We start from the raw sequence: 15,538 nt of genomic DNA on the forward strand, positions 1-15,538 counted from the left end.
TCTCGGGGGGGGAGGGTCAGAGCGCCCGGGCGAGCTGCACGGCGCCCAGCACCGGGTCCACCGGCTCGGGCCGGATGGTCGCCGACGGCACGTCGGCCACGATCCGGGCGACCACCCGCTTGCGGTAGTCGTCGTTCCGGGCCAGCAGGCTGCCGCCGAGCGCCACGCCGACCTCGGCGCCGCGGGGGTACCGCTCGGCCAGCGCGCGCACGTGGGTCGCCAGGTCGTCGGCGCCCGCGTCCACCAGCGCCCCCGCGACCGCGTCGCCCTCCTCGGCGGCGGCGAGCACGTCGGGCGCGAGGGTCGCCACCATCGGGATGTCGGCCACGGTGGCCCAGCGCACCAGCTCGCCGAGGCCGGTGAGCCGCAGCCGCGCGAGCAGCCGGGCCGACAGCGTCGTGCGGCGGCCGCGCCCCTCGATCGAGAGGCCGACGGCGCGGAGCGCCTGGCGCGCCAGCTCGTAGCCGGAGCCCTGGTCGCCCACCACGGCGCCGAGGCCCCCGACGCGCGCGGTGTCGCCGCCCGGGAGGCGCGCCCAGGCCACCGAGCCGGTGCCGGCGAGCAGCACGATGCCGGCGGCGTCGCCGAAGGCGGACTGGAGCGCGATCGCGCCGTCCACCGTCACCGCGACTCGGGGCGCGAGCCCGGCGTCCTCCAGGGCGGCCTGGAGCGCCAGGCGCTCCTCCTCCCGGCCGACGCCGGCCGCGCCCACGACCAGCACGTCGCCCCTGACCTCGCGCTCCGCCTTGTGGAGCGCCTCGCGGCAGGTGTCGAGGATCCGCGCCGCCACCGCGGCCGCCGCGCCGGGCCGCATCGCCCCGGGACCGCCGTCCGAGCGCACCAGCACCGTGCCGTGCTCGTTGGCCACCGCAGCGGTCGAGTGCGACGCGCCGGCGTCCACGCCGATCAGGATTCTCATGCCCGCGCGGCCCCACCGGAGCCTGCGCCCCCCGCCTCGCGCCTTGGCGCGGCGGCACGGGGCGGCAGCGCCGACAGACCGAGACCGGCGGTCACGGTCAGCGCGGTGCCGAGCGGCACGTACCAGGGCCACGCCAGGCGGCTCATGGCGAGCAACATACCGGGGCCTCCCAGCCACGACGCAAGCGGGCCCGCGAACACCACCACCGCCATCAGCGCCGAGGCGGCGAGCAGCGCCGCCACGACGTCGCGCTCCCGCACCCGGGCGAACCGCGCCAGGACGAAGGCGCCGAGCAGCGGGCCGTAGGTGAGCGACGCGATCGACAGCGCCACGACCACCACCGGCGCCTCGCGCTGCCGGAACAGCAGCGCGCCCAGGACGAGCACGGTGCCCCACAGCAGGGTGAAGATCCGGCCCACCCGGAGCAGGTGGCGGTCGTCGCCGCCGCGCCCGGTGAGGGGGGCGTAGAAGTCGTTCGTCGTCGCCGACGCCAGCGAGTTGATGGCCGAGGCGTGGGTGCTCATCGCCGCCGCCAGCAGGCCGGCCACCGCCAGCCCGGCGGGGCCGCCCGCCAGGTGGGTCGTGATGAACCGCGGGAACACCTCGTCCCCGCGCAGCGCGCGCGCGGCCGGAAACGCCGCCCACATCGCCGTTCCCACCAGCAGGAACAGCGTGAACTGGGCGATCACGACCACGCCGCTCCCGACCAGCGCCCGCCGCGCGTCGCCGAGTGAGCGCGTGGCCAGCAGCCGCTGCACGATCAGCTGGTCGGTGCCGTGCGACGCCGCCGAGAGCAGGGCGCCGCCCACCACGGCCGTGACGAACGCGTAGGGCGCGGTGAGCGATGCGCCGAAATCGATCACGCGCAGCTTGCCGGCGGCGGCGGCCGCGCTCAGGCCGCCGGGCGCGAGGTGCAGGGCCACCGCCAGCGCCGCGCCGCCCGCGAGCAGGTACACGCCGAGCTGCACGACGTCCATCCACACGACGGCGCGCAGGCCGCCGGTGTACGTGTACAGCAGGGTCGCCGCGCCGAGCACGACGATGGAGACGGGGTACGACCAGCCCGTGATGACCGCGAGCGGGATCGCCGTGGCGAAGATGCGCACGCTGTCGGCCATGGCACGCGTCAGCATGAACACCGCCGACGACGTGCGCCGCGCGTGCGGGCCCCAGCGCGTGCCGAGCACCTGGTAGGCGGTCATGAGCTCGCCCTTGGCATAGGCGGGCAGCAGCAGCCACGCGATGCCGATGCGGCCCACGAGGTAGCCGAAGGCGAGCTGCAGGAAGGTCAGGTCGCCGGCATAGGCGATGCCGGGGACCGAGATGACCGTGATCGCGGAGGTCTCGGCCGCGACGATCGAGAGCAGGATCGCCCACCACGGCAGGCGATGCCGGCCGAGGAAGTAGTCCGAGGCACCGGTCTGCCGGCGCCCGAGCCATGTCCCGGCCGCGACCACGCCCGCCAGGTACGCCGCGGCCACGACCCAGTCCACCCCGCGCATGGCCGCCAAAGAAAGGGGCCCGGAGGTGATTTCTCCAGGCCCCGAGGTGTCCGCGGCGCCGCGGTCGGTGCTAGACCGTGAAGCTGCTCCCGCAGCCGCAGCCGCCGGTCGCGTTGGGATTCTCGAACGTGAAGCCGCTGCTCTGCATCGTCACCACGTAGTCGATCGTCACGCCGTTCAGGTACTGGCCGCTGAAGCTGTCCACGAACAGCCGCACGCCCGACGACTCGATCACCACGTCGTCCTCGGCCGGCTGGTCCTCGATTGCCAGCGCGTACTTGAAGCCCGAGCAGCCGCCCGGCATCACGCCCACGCGCAGGCCGGCCGTCGCCGCCGGCGCACCCTCGGACTCGAACACCTTCCGGATCTGCTCGGCGGCCGCCGCCGTCAGCGTGAGCTGGATCGCCGCCTGCTCGTGCTGTGTCGCGCCCACGTACCCTCCACCGAAGAATTCCGAATGCCCTTATCATCTTAGATGGGGGCGTGGCCGGCGTCAACGCCGGGGCCCGGACCACTTGACACCCGCCTCGCCGCCGTATCCCCTTCAAGCCCTTACAGATCGACGAGCGCGGCTCCGGCCGCGCCCGAGGGGTCCGAGTGACGATCTTCACGCACATCCTGGCCACGACGCTGGGCGTGCAGCTCGGCGGGCTGCACGGCCGCGACGTCGCGCTTGCCTACGCGTTCGGGGTCGCGGTGGACGCCGACCACGCCGTGAAGGCCCCCTACTACCTCCGCAGCGGCGGCTTCAAGAAGCGGATCGGCTACTACTGGCGCTCGTCGCTCCAGGAGCCGGTGGCGCTGCTGTGGGTGGTGCCGCTCGCGGTGGCGCTGCGCACGCTCGTGCCGGTCGTGTTTCTGTCGATCCACATCGCGATGGATTACTCGGTCCGCTACGAGAAGATGCCCTTCTATCCGTATTCCACCTGGGTGACGCGCGGCTGGCTCGTCTCCATCCCCGACGGGGTGAAGGAGGCGGTGCTGGCCGCCGTGCTGCTATGCCTGAACGTCCTCCTGTTCCTGAGCCGAAGCTAGGCGACCGCATCCTCAAGGGGGCCATCAGGGCCCTCCACCTGCGCCTCGGGCTGACGCCGGACCAGCTGACGTGGGCGTCGTTCGTGGCGTCCGTCCCCGCGGCCGTGCTGATCGCGGCGCATCAGGTGGTCTGGGGCCTCGTGCTCATGGCGGTGGGCCAGATCCTCGACGGGCTCGACGGCGGCATCGCGCGGGAGTTCGGGCTGTACTCCGAGCGGGGGCGCATCCTCGACACGCGGCTGGACCGGGCCGCCGAGACGCTCATCTTCCTCGCGTTCGCGGCGGCCGGCCTGGTCACGTGGACCCTGGCGCTGCTGGCCCTGGTGGCGATCTACCTGTTGACCACGGTGACCGACCGCGCGCACTTCGATCCGGGCCTCAAGCGCGTGGTGCTCTACCTGGGGCTGCTGGTGCCCTGGCGCTGGCTGTTCCTGGTGATCTTCGCCGCCAACCTGGCGGGGTACGTGATCGCGCTCCTGATCATCGACTGCCGGTTCCAGGTGAGGATGGACGCGCTGGGCGGCGACCTGGATACGGTGGCCTCGCGCGCCGCCGCGCTCGAGCGGGCGGATGCCGCCCGCCGCTGACCCCGTGAGCGGAGCCGCCCCGCCGGAGGCGATCCTCCTCGATTTCGGGGGCACCATCGACGCCGATGGCGTGCACTGGTGCGCGCGCTTCCACGCCGCCTACCGCCGCGGCGGGGGCCGGCTGCCGTACGGCGAGTTCGAGGCGCTGTTCAAGGCGTCGGAGGCGAGGCTCGCCGAGCTGCCCGGCATCCGGCGGCTCGGCTTCCGCGCGGCGATCGAGGCGCAGGTGCGCGTGCTGGCCGCGCTCCTGCCGGGCGGCGAGGCCGTGCCGGCGGCGGAGTGGGCGCGCGAGCTGCACGACGACGCGGTCGCCGTGGTGCGGCGCAACCGGCCCGTGCTCGAGCGGCTCGGCCGCCGCTTCCGGCTCGCGGTGGTCTCGAACTTCACCGGCAACCTCGAGCCCTGCCTCGCCGAGCTCGAGCTGCGGGAGCTGTTCCGGGCGGTGCTCGATTCCACCGTGGTGGGCGTCGCCAAGCCGGACCAGCGGATCTTCCGCGCGGCGCTGGCGGACGTGGGCGTGAGCGCGGACGGCGCGTGGATGGTGGGGGACAACGTCGAAGCCGACCTCCGGCCGGCCCAGCGGCTGGGGCTCAAGACCTGCTGGATCGCGCCGCCCGACCGCGCCGGACCGCCGGATCTCGCGCCCACCGCGCGGATCGCACGGCTCACGGAGCTCGAGCGTGCCGTCGCCTGACATGCACGGGCTGGTGCTGGCCGGCGGAGAAGGGTCTCGGCTGGCGGCGGACGGGGTGCGGGTGCCCAAGGCGATGGTGCAGGTCGGCGGTCGCGCGCAGGCCGTGCACCTGATCGAGACGCTGGTCGCGCTCGGCTGCCCGACGGTCACCTGCCTGGTGCGGGACGATTTCCCGGACGTGGTGACGGACCTGGCGCGCCGGGCGTGGCGCGGCTCCGTGCGCGTGCACGGCTGCCGGACGCCCTCCTCGCTGCACACTTTGGCGGAGGGCCTCGCCCTGGTGCCCGAGGGGGCCGTGTTCGCGACGATGGTGGACACCGTGATGCGGCCGCAGGACTGGCGCGCCGTGTTCGCGGCGGCCGCGACGAGCCTCGCCGGCGGGGCCGACGCGGTGCTCGCCGTGACCCCCTTCGTGGACGACGAGGCGGCGTTGTACGTTTCCGCCGACGCCGGCGGCAGGGTACGGCGCCTGGCGGACCGGCCAATGGCGCCGGTGAGCGTGACCGGCGGAGTGTACGCGTTCGCGCCGGGTGTGCGGGCCCTGGCGCGCGAAGCCGTGGACGCGGGGGTGATGCGGATGCGGAACTTCCTGGCGCGAATCGTGGACCGCGGACTGGTCGTCGCCGCGGTGCCGGCGCCGCGCATCATCGATCTCGACCGCCTCGCCGACCTCGAGGCGGCGAACGCCTGGCTGGGCGGTGATGGCTGAGGCGTGGTTCGCGCGGGGCGCGCCGTGAGGCGGCTCGTGGCGCTGTACCGGAGCCCGTCGTACTCGCCGCTGCAGCATCGGACGAACGACACGGCCATCCTCGATGCCACGGTCGCCCGGCTGGTGGAGCGGGGCTGGCAGGCCGAGCGCACGCTGGAGCCCGACGTGGAAGCGGGTCGCATCCCCGCGGCGGAGCTGTTCGTCAACATGTGCCAGGGGCCGCTGGCGTCGGAGCGCCTGGCGCCCATCGAGGCCGACGGCGCCCTGATCGTCAATCGGCCGAGCAGCGTGCTGGCCTGCCACCGGCATCGTCTGGTGCGCCGGATGGCCGGCAGCGACCTCGCCTTTCCGCGAACCCTGATCGTCCACACGCGTGGCGCGCCGCCGCCGGAGCAGGAGCTGGCCGCGTCGTTCGGCGCCGGCGCGCGGGTGTGGATCAAGCGCGGCGACGTGCACGCCGAGCGGCCCGAGGACGTGGTGTCGGTGCCGCGGGGCGAGATCGCGGCCGCGCTCGCCGCGTTCGCGGCGCGCGGCATCTCGTGGGCGGCGGTGCAGGAGCACGTACCGGGCCCCGTGATCAAGTTCTACGGGGTTGCGGACGGGCGCTTCTTCCGGTACTACGGTGCTCAGGAGGGATCTGCGGCCTCGCCGCCCGTGGACGAGGGGAAGCTCCGGGAGCTCGCGTTCGCCGCGGCCCGGATGCTGGAGCTGGAGATCTTCGGCGGCGACGTGGTGGTGCCGGCCCCGGACCGCCCCGTGCTGATCGACATCAACGACTGGCCGAGCTTCGCGCCGTTCCGCGAGGCGGCGGCCGACGCCATCGCCGGGTACATCCACGAAAGGGCGGGCCACGGGTGACCACCGTCTCCCAGGCACCAGGCGTGAAGCTCCCGGGACCGAAGTCCCAGCAGGCGTTCGATGCCGAGGCGCAGTTCCTCGCGCCGGGCACTCAGAGCGTGGCGACGTTCAGCCGGCTGTGCATGGACCACGGCGAGGGCGCCCTGCTGTGGGATGCTGACGGGAATCGCTACATCGATCTGCTGGCCGGCGTCGGCGTGGCGAGTCTCGGCTACGCCCACCCGAAGTACGTCGCGGCCATGCAGCGGCAGATCGCCCGGGTGCACGTCGGCAGCTTCACGACCGAGCACCGGGCCGCCCTGGTGAAGCTCCTCGCGAGGCTCGCGCCCGGGGACATCAACCGGACGCAGCTCTACTCGGGCGGTGCCGAGGCGGTCGAGGCCGCGTTCCGGCTGGCCAAGTCGCACACCGGCCGGACCGAGTTCGTCGGCTTCTGGGGCGGGTTCCACGGCAAGACGGGCGGCGTGCTGCCGGTCCTCGGCAGCAACTTCAAGCACGCCCTCGGGCCGCTGATGCCGGGCACCTACCTCACGCCGTACGCCTCGTGCGCCCGCTGCGCGTTCGGGATGACCTTCCCGACGTGCGAGTGGCACTGCGTCGAGTTCCTGAAGCGGAAGATCGAGCTCGAGACGGCCGGTGACGTAGCGGCCATCGTGGTCGAGCCGATCCAGGGGACCGCCGGCAACGTCGTGCCGCCGCTGGGCTACCTGAAGGCGCTGCGCCTGGTCGCCGACCAGCTCGGCGCGCTGCTCATCTGCGACGAGATGATCACCGGCTTCGGGCGCACCGGGAAGATGTTCGCCGTCGAGCACGAGGGCATCGTGCCCGACGTCATCACCGTGGGCAAGGGCTTCGGCGGCGGCTTCCCGATGAGCGGCCTGCTCATTCGCGAGCCGCTGGCCTTCGCCAGGCCGTTCGCCAACCCCAGCGGCAGCTCGTCGAGCTACGGAGGCAACCCGCTCGCGGCGGCGGCGGCACGGGTCACCGTCGAGACCATCATCGAGGAGGGCCTGGTCGAGCACGCCCGGGTGCTGGGCGAGCGGATGCTGGCGGAGCTGAAGCGCTGGGAGGGCGAGATCCCGATCGTGAGCGACGCGCGCGGCCGGGGGCTGATGCTCGGGATGGACCTGGTCAGGCCGGGGACGCGCACGCCGCTGGACAAGAAGGTGACCCGGTGGGTGTTCGACACCCTGCTCTCGCGCGGCGTGCTGGCGATGATCTACAACCCCGAAGTCCGGATCAATCCGCCGCTGGTGATCACCGCGGAGCAGGCGCTCGAAGCGCTGGCGACGATGAAGGGCGTGCTGGTTGAGGCCGCAGAGCGCGCTGGCGCTTAAGGGAGCCTCGGTCGAGGAGTGGACCGACGTCCACTTCTTCCGGCCGGTCGGCATCCACATCGCCCGGGCGCTGGCGCCGACCCGCGTCACGGCCGACCAGGTCACGGTGGCCGGCCTGGTCGTCGGCCTGGTGGCCGGGCACCTGCTGTACTACCCCCGCGTGTGGATCAACCTGGCGGGCGTCGCGCTGTTCGTCGCCTCGGACTTCTTCGACAGCGCCGACGGACAGCTGGCGCGGCTCCGGGGCACGTCCACCCGCCTCGGCCGGGTGCTCGACGGCCTGTCCGACACCGCGCGGTTCCTCAACCTGTACGTGCACCTGTTCGCCCGGCTCGTGATCGTCCAGGGCTGGGGCTGGCCGGCGCTGGTGCTGGTCGGGGTCGCGATCTGGAGCCACTCCCTCCAGGGCGCGGCGGTGGACTTCGTCAAGAACGCGTTCCTCGACCTGGGTCCCGGTGGCGGCGGCGAGACCGATCTCCCCGAGGACCTGCCGGGGGGGGAGCCTGGGGACGGTTGGGCGCGCGCCGCGCGCCGCCTGTACCGCGCCTACGTGCGCCGCCAGGTGATGATGTTCCCCGTCACCTACCGGACGCTGCAGTCCGTCCGCCGCGCGGGCCGCGGGGCAGCGTTCGCCGGCCGCTGGGCCGGTCGCCAGGCGCCGCTGCTGCCCGTGCTCACGCTGATCGCCACCAACATCCGGTTCGCGCTCCTGGCCGCGGCCGTGCTCGCCCGCCACGTGGCCTGGTTCCTGTGGACGACCGCCGTGCCGATGAACCTGGTGATGATCGCCGTCATCTTCGTCCACGAGCGCAACGCCGCGGCCCTGGAGCGGGTGCGGCCGGACGGAGCCGCGGAGCCCACCGTTGCGGACTGAGCGGCGGCCGCTCCGCGGCGCGCTGATCGGCGCCGGCGGAGTGGCGCGGCAGTCCCATCACCCCGCCTACGCCGACGCCGGCGTCGCGCGCCGGCTCGAGCTGGTAGTCGCGCTGGACACCGCGCCCGACGTGGCGGACATCCCCGGCCTGCCGCGGGTCGCCGACGCCGCCGCGCTGGCGGCCTACGAGCCCCTCGACTTCATCGACGTGTGCACGCCGACGGCCTCCCACGTCGAGCTGGTGCTGTGGGGGCTCGAGCGCGGCTGGCACGTGCTGTGCGAAAAGCCCGTCGCCACCACCCGGCGCGACGCGGCGCGGGTGGCGGACGCCGCCCGCCGGGCCGGGCGGGTCGTCGTGGCGTGTCACCAGTACCGCTTCAACCCCGCCTGGCGGCAGCTGCGCTCCTGGCTCGACGCGGACCGGATCGGCCGCTGGCACCTGGCGGAGTTCCGCACCTACCGGCCGTACGCCGATCGCGGCGGCCGGTCGGGCGGCGGCGTGCCGTGGCGGGGGACACGCGCCGGGGGCGCCGGCGGCGTGCTGCTCGACCATGGCACGCACCTGCTCTACCTGCTCGACGACGTGGCGGGCGCGCCGTCCGGCGTGCGCGCGTGGACCGGCCGCCTGCGTCACCGCGACTACGACGTGGAGGACACCGCCCAGGTCGTGCTCGAGTACCCGGACGGCCGGGCCGCCACGATCTTCGTGACGTGGGCGGGCCAGCGCCGCGAGAACGTGATCCGGTTCTGGGGTGAGCGCGGGACCATCGCCTGGACGGGCGGCGAGCTGACGCTCGACGCCGACGGGGATGCCCAGCGCGTCGACTTCACGGCCGCCTTGGACAAGGCGGCCTACAGGGACTGGTTCGCCGGGCTGTTGCGGGACTTCGCCGACGCCATGGCGGGCGGGGATGCCGAAGCCGGCCTGCGCGAGATCGCCACGGTCGCCGACGTGCTCGAGCGCGCCTACGCCTCCGCGGCCGCGAGCGCCAGGCCGCCTGCCGTCCCGGTGCCATGAGCCGACGCGCGCGGGTCGCCCTGCTGCTCGTCGGCACCGCGCTGTTCGTATTCCTGCTCCTGCACCTCGGCCCGGGCCGGCTGCTGCAGAACCTGCGCGAGACGGGCTGGATGCTCGCGCCGATCGTCGCGGTGTACGCAGCCGTCTATGCGTGCTACGCGCTGGCCTGCTGGCTGGTGATGGCCGACCAGCCGGGCCGGCCGCCTTACGCCCGCACCTGGGCCATCATGATCTCCGGGTTCGCGCTCAACTCCGTGACGCCGGTCGTCCAGCTCGGCGGCGAGCCGTTCAAGATCGGCGCGCTCACCTCGTGGCTGGGCCCGCGCCCGGCCGCGGGCACCGTGCTCACCTACTACATGCTCACGACGCTGAGCAACATGCTCACCTGGCTGCTGGCCATCGTGCTGGTGCTGTCGCTGTTCCGGCCGGCCGCACCGGTGGCCCTCGGCCTGGCGGTGGCGGCCGCGACGCTGGCGGGTCTCGTGGTGTTCGTGTTCTCCCGCCACCGCGCCGGGATCTTCGGCCTGGCGCTCGCGGCCCTCTCGCGACTGCCGCTGCTCCGTCGTGCGGCCCGGGCGCTGGAGGGCCGGCGCGACACGCTGATGCAGCTCGACGAGCAGATCGCGGGCTTCTACCACCGCAGCCCGGTGCGCTTCTTCGTGGCGCTGGCCATCGACTTCGCCGGTCGCGCCATCGGGATGCTGGAGTACTACCTCGTCGCGCGCAGCGTGGGGGCGTCGATCGGATTCCTGCAGGCGTTCCTGATGGGGAGCTTCATCACGCTCGGCCTCAACCTGCTGTTCTTCGTGCCGTTCGATCTCGGATCGCGCGAGGGTGGCACGGGTCTGATCTTCGGTGTCCTGGGCCTGCCGTCGTCCCTCGGCATCTACGCGGGCATCGTGACGCGGCTGCGCTGGGCGGTGTGGATCGCCGTCGGGCTCGCGCTCCTGCCGGTCGCCAGCGGGCGGCGGTCCGGGCACGCGGCCGCGGGCGCCGTCGCGGGGCGCGGGGGCTAGCGGGCGGGCTCGAGCGCGGCCGCCGCGGCGGCCGCGAGGTCCGCCACCCGCGGCCTGACCTGGAGGATCTGCTCGTTCGCCCGGGTGGGGTGCACGCGGTTCGTGAGCAGGATGACGAACAGGTCCTGCCCGGGATCGATCCAGATCGACGTGCCGGTGAAGCCCGTGTGGCCGAACGCCCGTGCCGAGAGCCGGGTCCCGGCGCTCGAGCCTTCGCTCGGGGTGTCCCAGCCCAGGGCGCGGCTCGAGAGGGCGGGATCTTGCACCTGGGTGAACATCGCGACGGTGGCCGAGTCGACGAAGCCGCCGGGCAGGTGGACCTCGACCGTCCCACGAGGGGTTCGCGCCCGCGCCCTTCGGCTGGAGCTTTCGCCGCGCAAGGTGCGCAGCATCAGCTGCGCGAATCGCGCCAGGTCCGGCGCCGTGCCGAACAGCCCGGCGTGCCCCGAGATGCCGCCCATCGAGGCGGCGTTCTCGTCGTGCACCTCGCCGACGATCAGGCGGTGCCGGTACGCCGTGTCGATCTCCGTCGGCGCGATGCGGCTCCGCCAGCCGGCGGGTGGCAGGTAGCGCGTGTCGCGCATCCCCAGCGGCCGGAAGAGGTGGATCCGGAGGTATCGGTCCAGCCGCTCCCCCGTGACGTGCTCGACGATCTCGGTCAGGACCATCGCGCCCAGGTCCGAGTACACCATCTTCGTCCCCGGCGGCTGCTCGAGCGGCTCGGCGTTGACCAGCGCGAACATCTCCTCGCGGGTATGCACCCGCTGCCAGAACGGCCTCCACGCCGGGAGGCCCGAGGCGTGGGTGAGGAGCTGGCGGACCGTGACCGTGCTGTCGTGGAAGGCCGGCACGTAGCGCACGGCCGGCGTGTCGAGCCCGACCTTGCCCTCCTCGACCAGCTGCATCATGGCCGTCGTCAGCCCCACGACCTTGGTGAGCGAGGCCAGGTCGTACACGGTTCGCGTCGTGACGCGGCGGCCGTGCTCGTAGTCCAGGTGGCCGAAGGCGTGCAGGAACAGGACGGTGTCGTGGCGCCCGACGGCGACGACGGCCCCGGGGAAGGCCTTGGCCGCGACGCTCTCCTCGAGCAAGCGCGCGAGCGGCGCCCAGGTCGTGTCCCGTGTCATGGCGAGCAGCGACGCGGCGAGGAGCAGCGCGCTCACGGCACCGCGCCGCCGGCACCGCCGCGCGCCGGGGCGGCCGGAGGCCCGGCGCGCACCAAACCGGTACCGGCCGGGTAGGCGGGCGGCAGGGAGACCGGCAGGCGGCCGGTGACGGGCGCCAGGCCGAGCAGGGCCCGCGCCACGGCGCGCTCGATCGGGTCGGTGTCGCTCCAGGCGGCCACGAAGGTGCTCACCGGCAGGATCTGGCCGAGCACGTAGGGGCTGCCGAGGGACACGGCCACCAGCGGCGCGCCGTCGGCGGCCAGCTGCGACATCAGTGCCGCGACGCCGTCCGGGATGTCGACCGCGTCCGGGTGCCACGCCGTGGGCCGCGATGCGGCGAGGAACAGCACGGCGCCGGCACCCGCGGCCGCGGACCGGACCGAGTCGAACGATGCGGGCCCCGAGGCGGGCCACAGCCTCATGGCCCGGACGGTGTCCACGGAGCCCCGCAGCGCGGCGGCGAGTGCGGCGCCGACGTCGCGGCTGTTTTCGTCGCCGTACGCCACCAGCAGCACCTTCCGCCGGCGCGCCGCCGGGAGCGGCACCAGTCCGAGCGAGTCCTTGACCAGCACCAGGCTGCGCTGGGAGATGTCCTGGGCCAGCGCCGCGTCCGCGGCCGTCCCGACGGCCTGCGCGACCCGGTCGACGTCGACCAGGCGCTGCCGGAACAGGCCGACGCGCGCCTTGGCGGCGAGCACCCGCGCCACCGACGAGTCGAGCCGCGCCTCGCTCACCTCGCCCCGCGCGACGGCGTCCGCCACGGCGTCGATCGTCGCCCGCGCGCTCACCGGCATCAGCAGCACGTCGGCCCCCGCCTCGAGCGCGCGGACGGCCGCCTGCGAAGCGCCATAGCGACTGACGATGGCCCCCATGTTGAGCGCGTCGGTGACGATCAGTCCGTGGAAGCCCAGGTCGCCCCGGAGCAGGGTGTCGAGCACCACGGGCGACAGCGTGGCCGGCGGCGCGTCGGCGCCGGCGAGGCCCGGCACCGCGAGGTGGCCGGCCATGACCGCGTCGGTCCCCTCGCGCACCGCGGCCCGGAACGGCACCAGCTCGATCGAGTCGAGGCGCGCGCGGCTGCCCGTGATCTCGGGCAGGGCGATGTGGGAATCGACGCCGGTGTCGCCGTGCCCGGGGAAGTGCTTCGCCGTGCTGAGCATCCCGTGCTCGCGGAGGCCGCGGATGAACGCGCTGCCCAGGTCCGCGACGCGCTGCGGGTTCTCGCCGAACGACCGCACGTTGATGATCGGATTGCGCGGGTTGTTGTTGACGTCCACCACGGGCGCGAAGTCGAGGTGAATGCCGATGGCGCGGCCCTCGAGCGCCACCACCCGCCCGACCTCGTAGGCGTCCAGCTCCCGGTCGGTGGCACCGAGCGCCATATTGCCCGGGAACGCGGTGCCGCCCCGCACCCGGGCCGAGAGACCCGACTCGAGGTCGGAGGCGATCAGGAGCGGGACCCGCGCGGCGTGCTGGAGCGCGTTCAGCTTCACGGCGATGTCGTAGGGCGAGGAGCCGACGCCGACGATGAAGCCGCCGACGCCGTCGTCGGCGGCGAGCCTCAGGGCCGAGTCCAGCGCGGCGGCGTCGGTGGCCCAGTAGTCGCCCGCGATCCACGGCATCACCAGCTGGGCGGCCTTCTCGCGCAGCGTGAGGCTCAGCGGCGGCACGCCGGGCCCCGGGGTGAAGGCGGCGGCGGGCGCGGCCGGCGGGGGACCGGCGGCGGACGTGTCGGGGGCGGGAACGGGCCCCGGCGGCGCCGCGGCGGTGGCGATCACCCGGGCACAGCCGGCGGCCAGCAGGCCGACGGCGAGAACGGCGACGGAGGCGGAGCGGTGCGTCACGGAATCAGCGTTCTCCTCGTAGTGGCTTCGGGCGCGCTCCCGTCGGCGACTCCGCCCGTCCACTCGCGTCTGGTGACCACTCGCAACTCGCCGTCTCGCAACTCACCTGCAGTCCGCGACACCACCCACTCCGTTCTCCCCGGCATCGACGTGCTGCTCCGCGACTCGATCCGCCTGGTCGCGGGCCGGCGCGTCGGGCTGATCACCAACCAGGCGGGGGTGGACGCCGCGGGGATCTCGACGATCGACCGGCTGGCGCGGCAGCCCGGCGTGCACCTGGTGGCGCTGTTCGCGCCCGAGCACGGCCTCAGGGGCGCCGCGGCCCCCGGCAAGCCGGTGCTCGATGCCGTGGACTCGGCGACCGGCCTTCCAATCTACAGCCTCTACGGTGCGCGTCGAGCGCCGACGGCGGGCCAGCTCGCGGCCCTCGACGTGCTCGTCGTGGATCTGCCTGACGTCGGCGCGCGGACCTGGACCTTCGTATCGACCACGGTCCTCGCGCTCCGCGCCGCCGCCGTGGCCGGCCGGCGCGTCGTGGTCCTCGACCGTCCCAATCCCATCGGATGTGCGGTGCAGGGCCCGCTGTTGGACACCGCCTACGCGTCGTTCATCGGCATGCTGCCGGTCCCGCTGCGGCACGGGCTCACGCTGGGCGAGCTGGCCCGGTTCGCCAACGCGCGGCTCGGGATCGGCGCCGACCTCGTGGTGGTGCCCGTCGCGGGGTGGCAGCGCTGCGACTGGTTCGACCGCACCGGCCTGCCGTGGGTGCGGCCGTCGCCCAACCTGCCGGACCTCGAGGCCCTCGCCTGGTATCCCGGCACGGTGCTCTTCGAGGCCACCAACCTCTCGGTGGGGCGGGGCACCGCCGCGTCGTTCCGGCAGGTCGGCGCTCCGTGGCTGGAGGCGGCGCGGGTGGCCCGGGTGATGGCGCGCCGCTACGGCGTCGTCCTGGACACCGTGCACTTCACGCCGCACGGCGCCGGCGACGGCAAGGACGAGGGCGTCACGGTCGCCGGGGTGCGCTTCCGGGCGTTCGACCGGGCCCGGGGCGACGCCGTGCGGGACGCGCTGCGCCTGCTCGCGACCATCCGGAGCCTCGAGCCGCGCTCGCTCGCCGTGGACGCAATCGCCCTGGCGCGCCGGCTCGGCACGCGGTGGGGCGGTGCCGTGACCTGGCCTGCCGACGCGCGGCGGTTCCTCGCGCTGAGGCGGCCCTATCTGCTGTACTGAGCTCTGCGTTTGCGCCTTCCCCGCGCGCGGAGTTAGTCTACGAGCCGCGAGCCATGAACGAGCGTAGCGTCAGGCTGCTTCCCGCCCAGATGGTCACGGGCTTCCCCAATCTGCTCCGTCCCATCGCAGAGTGGCTGGTCCGGATGCACGTCCGGCCGAACACGATCACCTCGGCCAGCGTGATCGTGGTGATCGGGGCCGGCGCGGCGTTCGGCCTGGACCAGCCGCGGCTCGGCGCCCTGTGGCTGCTGCTCTCCGGACTGCTGGACATCCTCGACGGGCAGGTGGCGCGGCGCGGCGGGATGGCGTCCAAGTTCGGCGCCTTCTTCGACTCCACCCTGGACCGGATCGGCGAGGCCGCCCTGTACGCCGGCATCGCGATCTACTTCCAGACGGCGGCCGCGCAGGCCCGGCCCGTGCTGGGCGTGATCGCGGCGCTGGCCGCGCTGACCGGCTCGTTCCTCGTCTCCTATGCCCGGGCGCGCGCCGAAGGCCTCGGGGTGGAGTGCCGCGTCGGCCTGGCGCAACGGCCGGAGCGGATTCTCGGCGTGGGCGCACCGACGCTGTTCTTCGGCAGCGGTCCCCACGGCATCCTGCTGCTGGCGATCATCGGCGTGCTCGCCCTCCTGTCCTGGTACACCGTGGCCCAGCGCGTGGCCTTCGTGTTCCGGATGACCAACGGCTCCGGCCCCGGTCCCGGCGCCGGGGCGGCGGCGCCGGCCGCCGGCACCGCTCCGAAAGGACGCTGA

General features: G+C 74.0%; 16 protein-coding genes. 11 read left to right on the top strand and 5 right to left on the bottom strand.

The features are described 5' to 3' along the window. Positions 1-16: 16 nt before the first annotated feature. From VMF70_12405 to VMF70_12415, 3 genes are all read right to left on the bottom strand, one after another. On the bottom strand, positions 17-919 hold the full coding sequence (locus VMF70_12405; protein HTT68820.1) for a BadF/BadG/BcrA/BcrD ATPase family protein: 903 nt from the start codon (positions 917-919) through the stop codon (positions 17-19). After that, positions 916-2,421 carry a sodium:solute symporter gene (locus VMF70_12410; protein ID HTT68821.1) on the bottom strand — a complete coding sequence of 502 codons (1,506 nt, stop codon included), beginning with the start codon at positions 2,419-2,421 and terminating at the stop codon, positions 916-918. The genes VMF70_12405 and VMF70_12410 overlap by 4 nt, the downstream gene beginning before the upstream one ends. 70 nt (positions 2,422-2,491) lie before the next feature. Further along, positions 2,492-2,854, bottom strand: a complete 363-nt coding sequence (locus VMF70_12415) for an iron-sulfur cluster assembly accessory protein (GenBank protein ID HTT68822.1) — start codon at positions 2,852-2,854, stop codon at positions 2,492-2,494. A gap of 164 nt (positions 2,855-3,018) precedes the next feature. Here VMF70_12415 and VMF70_12420 point away from each other — a divergent pair, with 164 nt between their 5' ends. The 9 genes from VMF70_12420 to VMF70_12460 are packed head-to-tail and all read left to right on the top strand — an operon-like array spanning position 3,019 to position 10,549. Beyond that, entirely contained in the window at positions 3,019-3,456 is a 438-nt protein-coding gene (locus VMF70_12420) for a hypothetical protein (GenBank protein HTT68823.1), read from the top strand. After that, positions 3,420-4,043 (top strand): CDP-alcohol phosphatidyltransferase family protein, encoded by a 624-nt coding sequence (locus VMF70_12425; protein ID HTT68824.1) that lies wholly within the window; start codon positions 3,420-3,422, stop codon positions 4,041-4,043. The genes VMF70_12420 and VMF70_12425 overlap by 37 nt, the downstream gene beginning before the upstream one ends. Before the next feature lie 4 nt (positions 4,044-4,047). Further along, positions 4,048-4,737 carry an HAD family hydrolase gene (locus VMF70_12430; protein ID HTT68825.1) on the top strand — a complete coding sequence of 230 codons (690 nt, stop codon included), beginning with the start codon at positions 4,048-4,050 and terminating at the stop codon, positions 4,735-4,737. Further along, the gene (locus VMF70_12435; protein ID HTT68826.1) at positions 4,724-5,446 is read left to right on the top strand and encodes an NTP transferase domain-containing protein; all 723 of its coding nucleotides are present in this window, start codon (positions 4,724-4,726) and stop codon (positions 5,444-5,446) included. The genes VMF70_12430 and VMF70_12435 overlap by 14 nt, the downstream gene beginning before the upstream one ends. A gap of 24 nt (positions 5,447-5,470) precedes the next feature. Beyond that, complete coding sequence (locus VMF70_12440; GenBank protein ID HTT68827.1) at positions 5,471-6,304, top strand: hypothetical protein; 834 nt, start codon at positions 5,471-5,473, stop codon at positions 6,302-6,304. A 23-nt stretch (positions 6,305-6,327) separates the two neighbouring features. Then, positions 6,328-7,641, top strand: a complete 1,314-nt coding sequence (locus VMF70_12445) for an aspartate aminotransferase family protein (GenBank protein ID HTT68828.1) — start codon at positions 6,328-6,330, stop codon at positions 7,639-7,641. Next, positions 7,613-8,515: a CDP-alcohol phosphatidyltransferase family protein gene (locus VMF70_12450; GenBank protein HTT68829.1), complete on the top strand. Its 903-nt coding sequence runs from the start codon at positions 7,613-7,615 to the stop codon at positions 8,513-8,515. Before VMF70_12445 ends, VMF70_12450 begins: the two co-directional genes overlap by 29 nt. Beyond that, complete coding sequence (locus VMF70_12455; protein ID HTT68830.1) at positions 8,505-9,533, top strand: Gfo/Idh/MocA family oxidoreductase; 1,029 nt, start codon at positions 8,505-8,507, stop codon at positions 9,531-9,533. The genes VMF70_12450 and VMF70_12455 overlap by 11 nt, the downstream gene beginning before the upstream one ends. After that, positions 9,530-10,549, top strand: a complete 1,020-nt coding sequence (locus VMF70_12460) for a lysylphosphatidylglycerol synthase domain-containing protein (protein ID HTT68831.1) — start codon at positions 9,530-9,532, stop codon at positions 10,547-10,549. Before VMF70_12455 ends, VMF70_12460 begins: the two co-directional genes overlap by 4 nt. On the opposite strand, the gene VMF70_12465 is transcribed toward VMF70_12460, so the two are convergent. Beyond that, positions 10,546-11,712, bottom strand: a complete 1,167-nt coding sequence (locus VMF70_12465; protein ID HTT68832.1) for a serine hydrolase domain-containing protein — start codon at positions 11,710-11,712, stop codon at positions 10,546-10,548. The two genes, VMF70_12460 and VMF70_12465, sit on opposite strands and share 4 nt — an antisense overlap. Beyond that, complete coding sequence (locus tag VMF70_12470; protein ID HTT68833.1) at positions 11,709-13,559, bottom strand: glycoside hydrolase family 3 N-terminal domain-containing protein; 1,851 nt, start codon at positions 13,557-13,559, stop codon at positions 11,709-11,711. Before VMF70_12470 ends, VMF70_12465 begins: the two co-directional genes overlap by 4 nt. Positions 13,560-13,631: 72 nt before the next feature. Here VMF70_12470 and VMF70_12475 point away from each other — a divergent pair, with 72 nt between their 5' ends. Further along, complete coding sequence (locus VMF70_12475; protein HTT68834.1) at positions 13,632-14,789, top strand: DUF1343 domain-containing protein; 1,158 nt, start codon at positions 13,632-13,634, stop codon at positions 14,787-14,789. A gap of 53 nt (positions 14,790-14,842) precedes the next feature. Next, positions 14,843-15,538, top strand: coding sequence for a CDP-alcohol phosphatidyltransferase family protein (locus VMF70_12480; protein HTT68835.1), 696 nt, complete (start codon positions 14,843-14,845; stop codon positions 15,536-15,538).

The organism is Gemmatimonadales bacterium, assembly GCA_035502185.1.
Classification (GTDB): Bacteria; Gemmatimonadota; Gemmatimonadetes; order Gemmatimonadales; family JACORV01; genus Fen-1245.

Coding starts and splice junctions, on each gene's coding strand:
- VMF70_12405 (HTT68820.1), bottom strand. CDS start 919: ATGAGAATCCTGATCGGCGTGGACGCCGGCGCGTCGCACTCGACCGCT.
- VMF70_12410 (HTT68821.1), bottom strand. CDS start 2,421: ATGCGCGGGGTGGACTGGGTCGTGGCCGCGGCGTACCTGGCGGGCGTG.
- VMF70_12425 (HTT68824.1), top strand. CDS start 3,420: ATGCCTGAACGTCCTCCTGTTCCTGAGCCGAAGCTAGGCGACCGCATC.
- VMF70_12460 (HTT68831.1), top strand. CDS start 9,530: ATGAGCCGACGCGCGCGGGTCGCCCTGCTGCTCGTCGGCACCGCGCTG.
- VMF70_12480 (HTT68835.1), top strand. CDS start 14,843: ATGAACGAGCGTAGCGTCAGGCTGCTTCCCGCCCAGATGGTCACGGGC.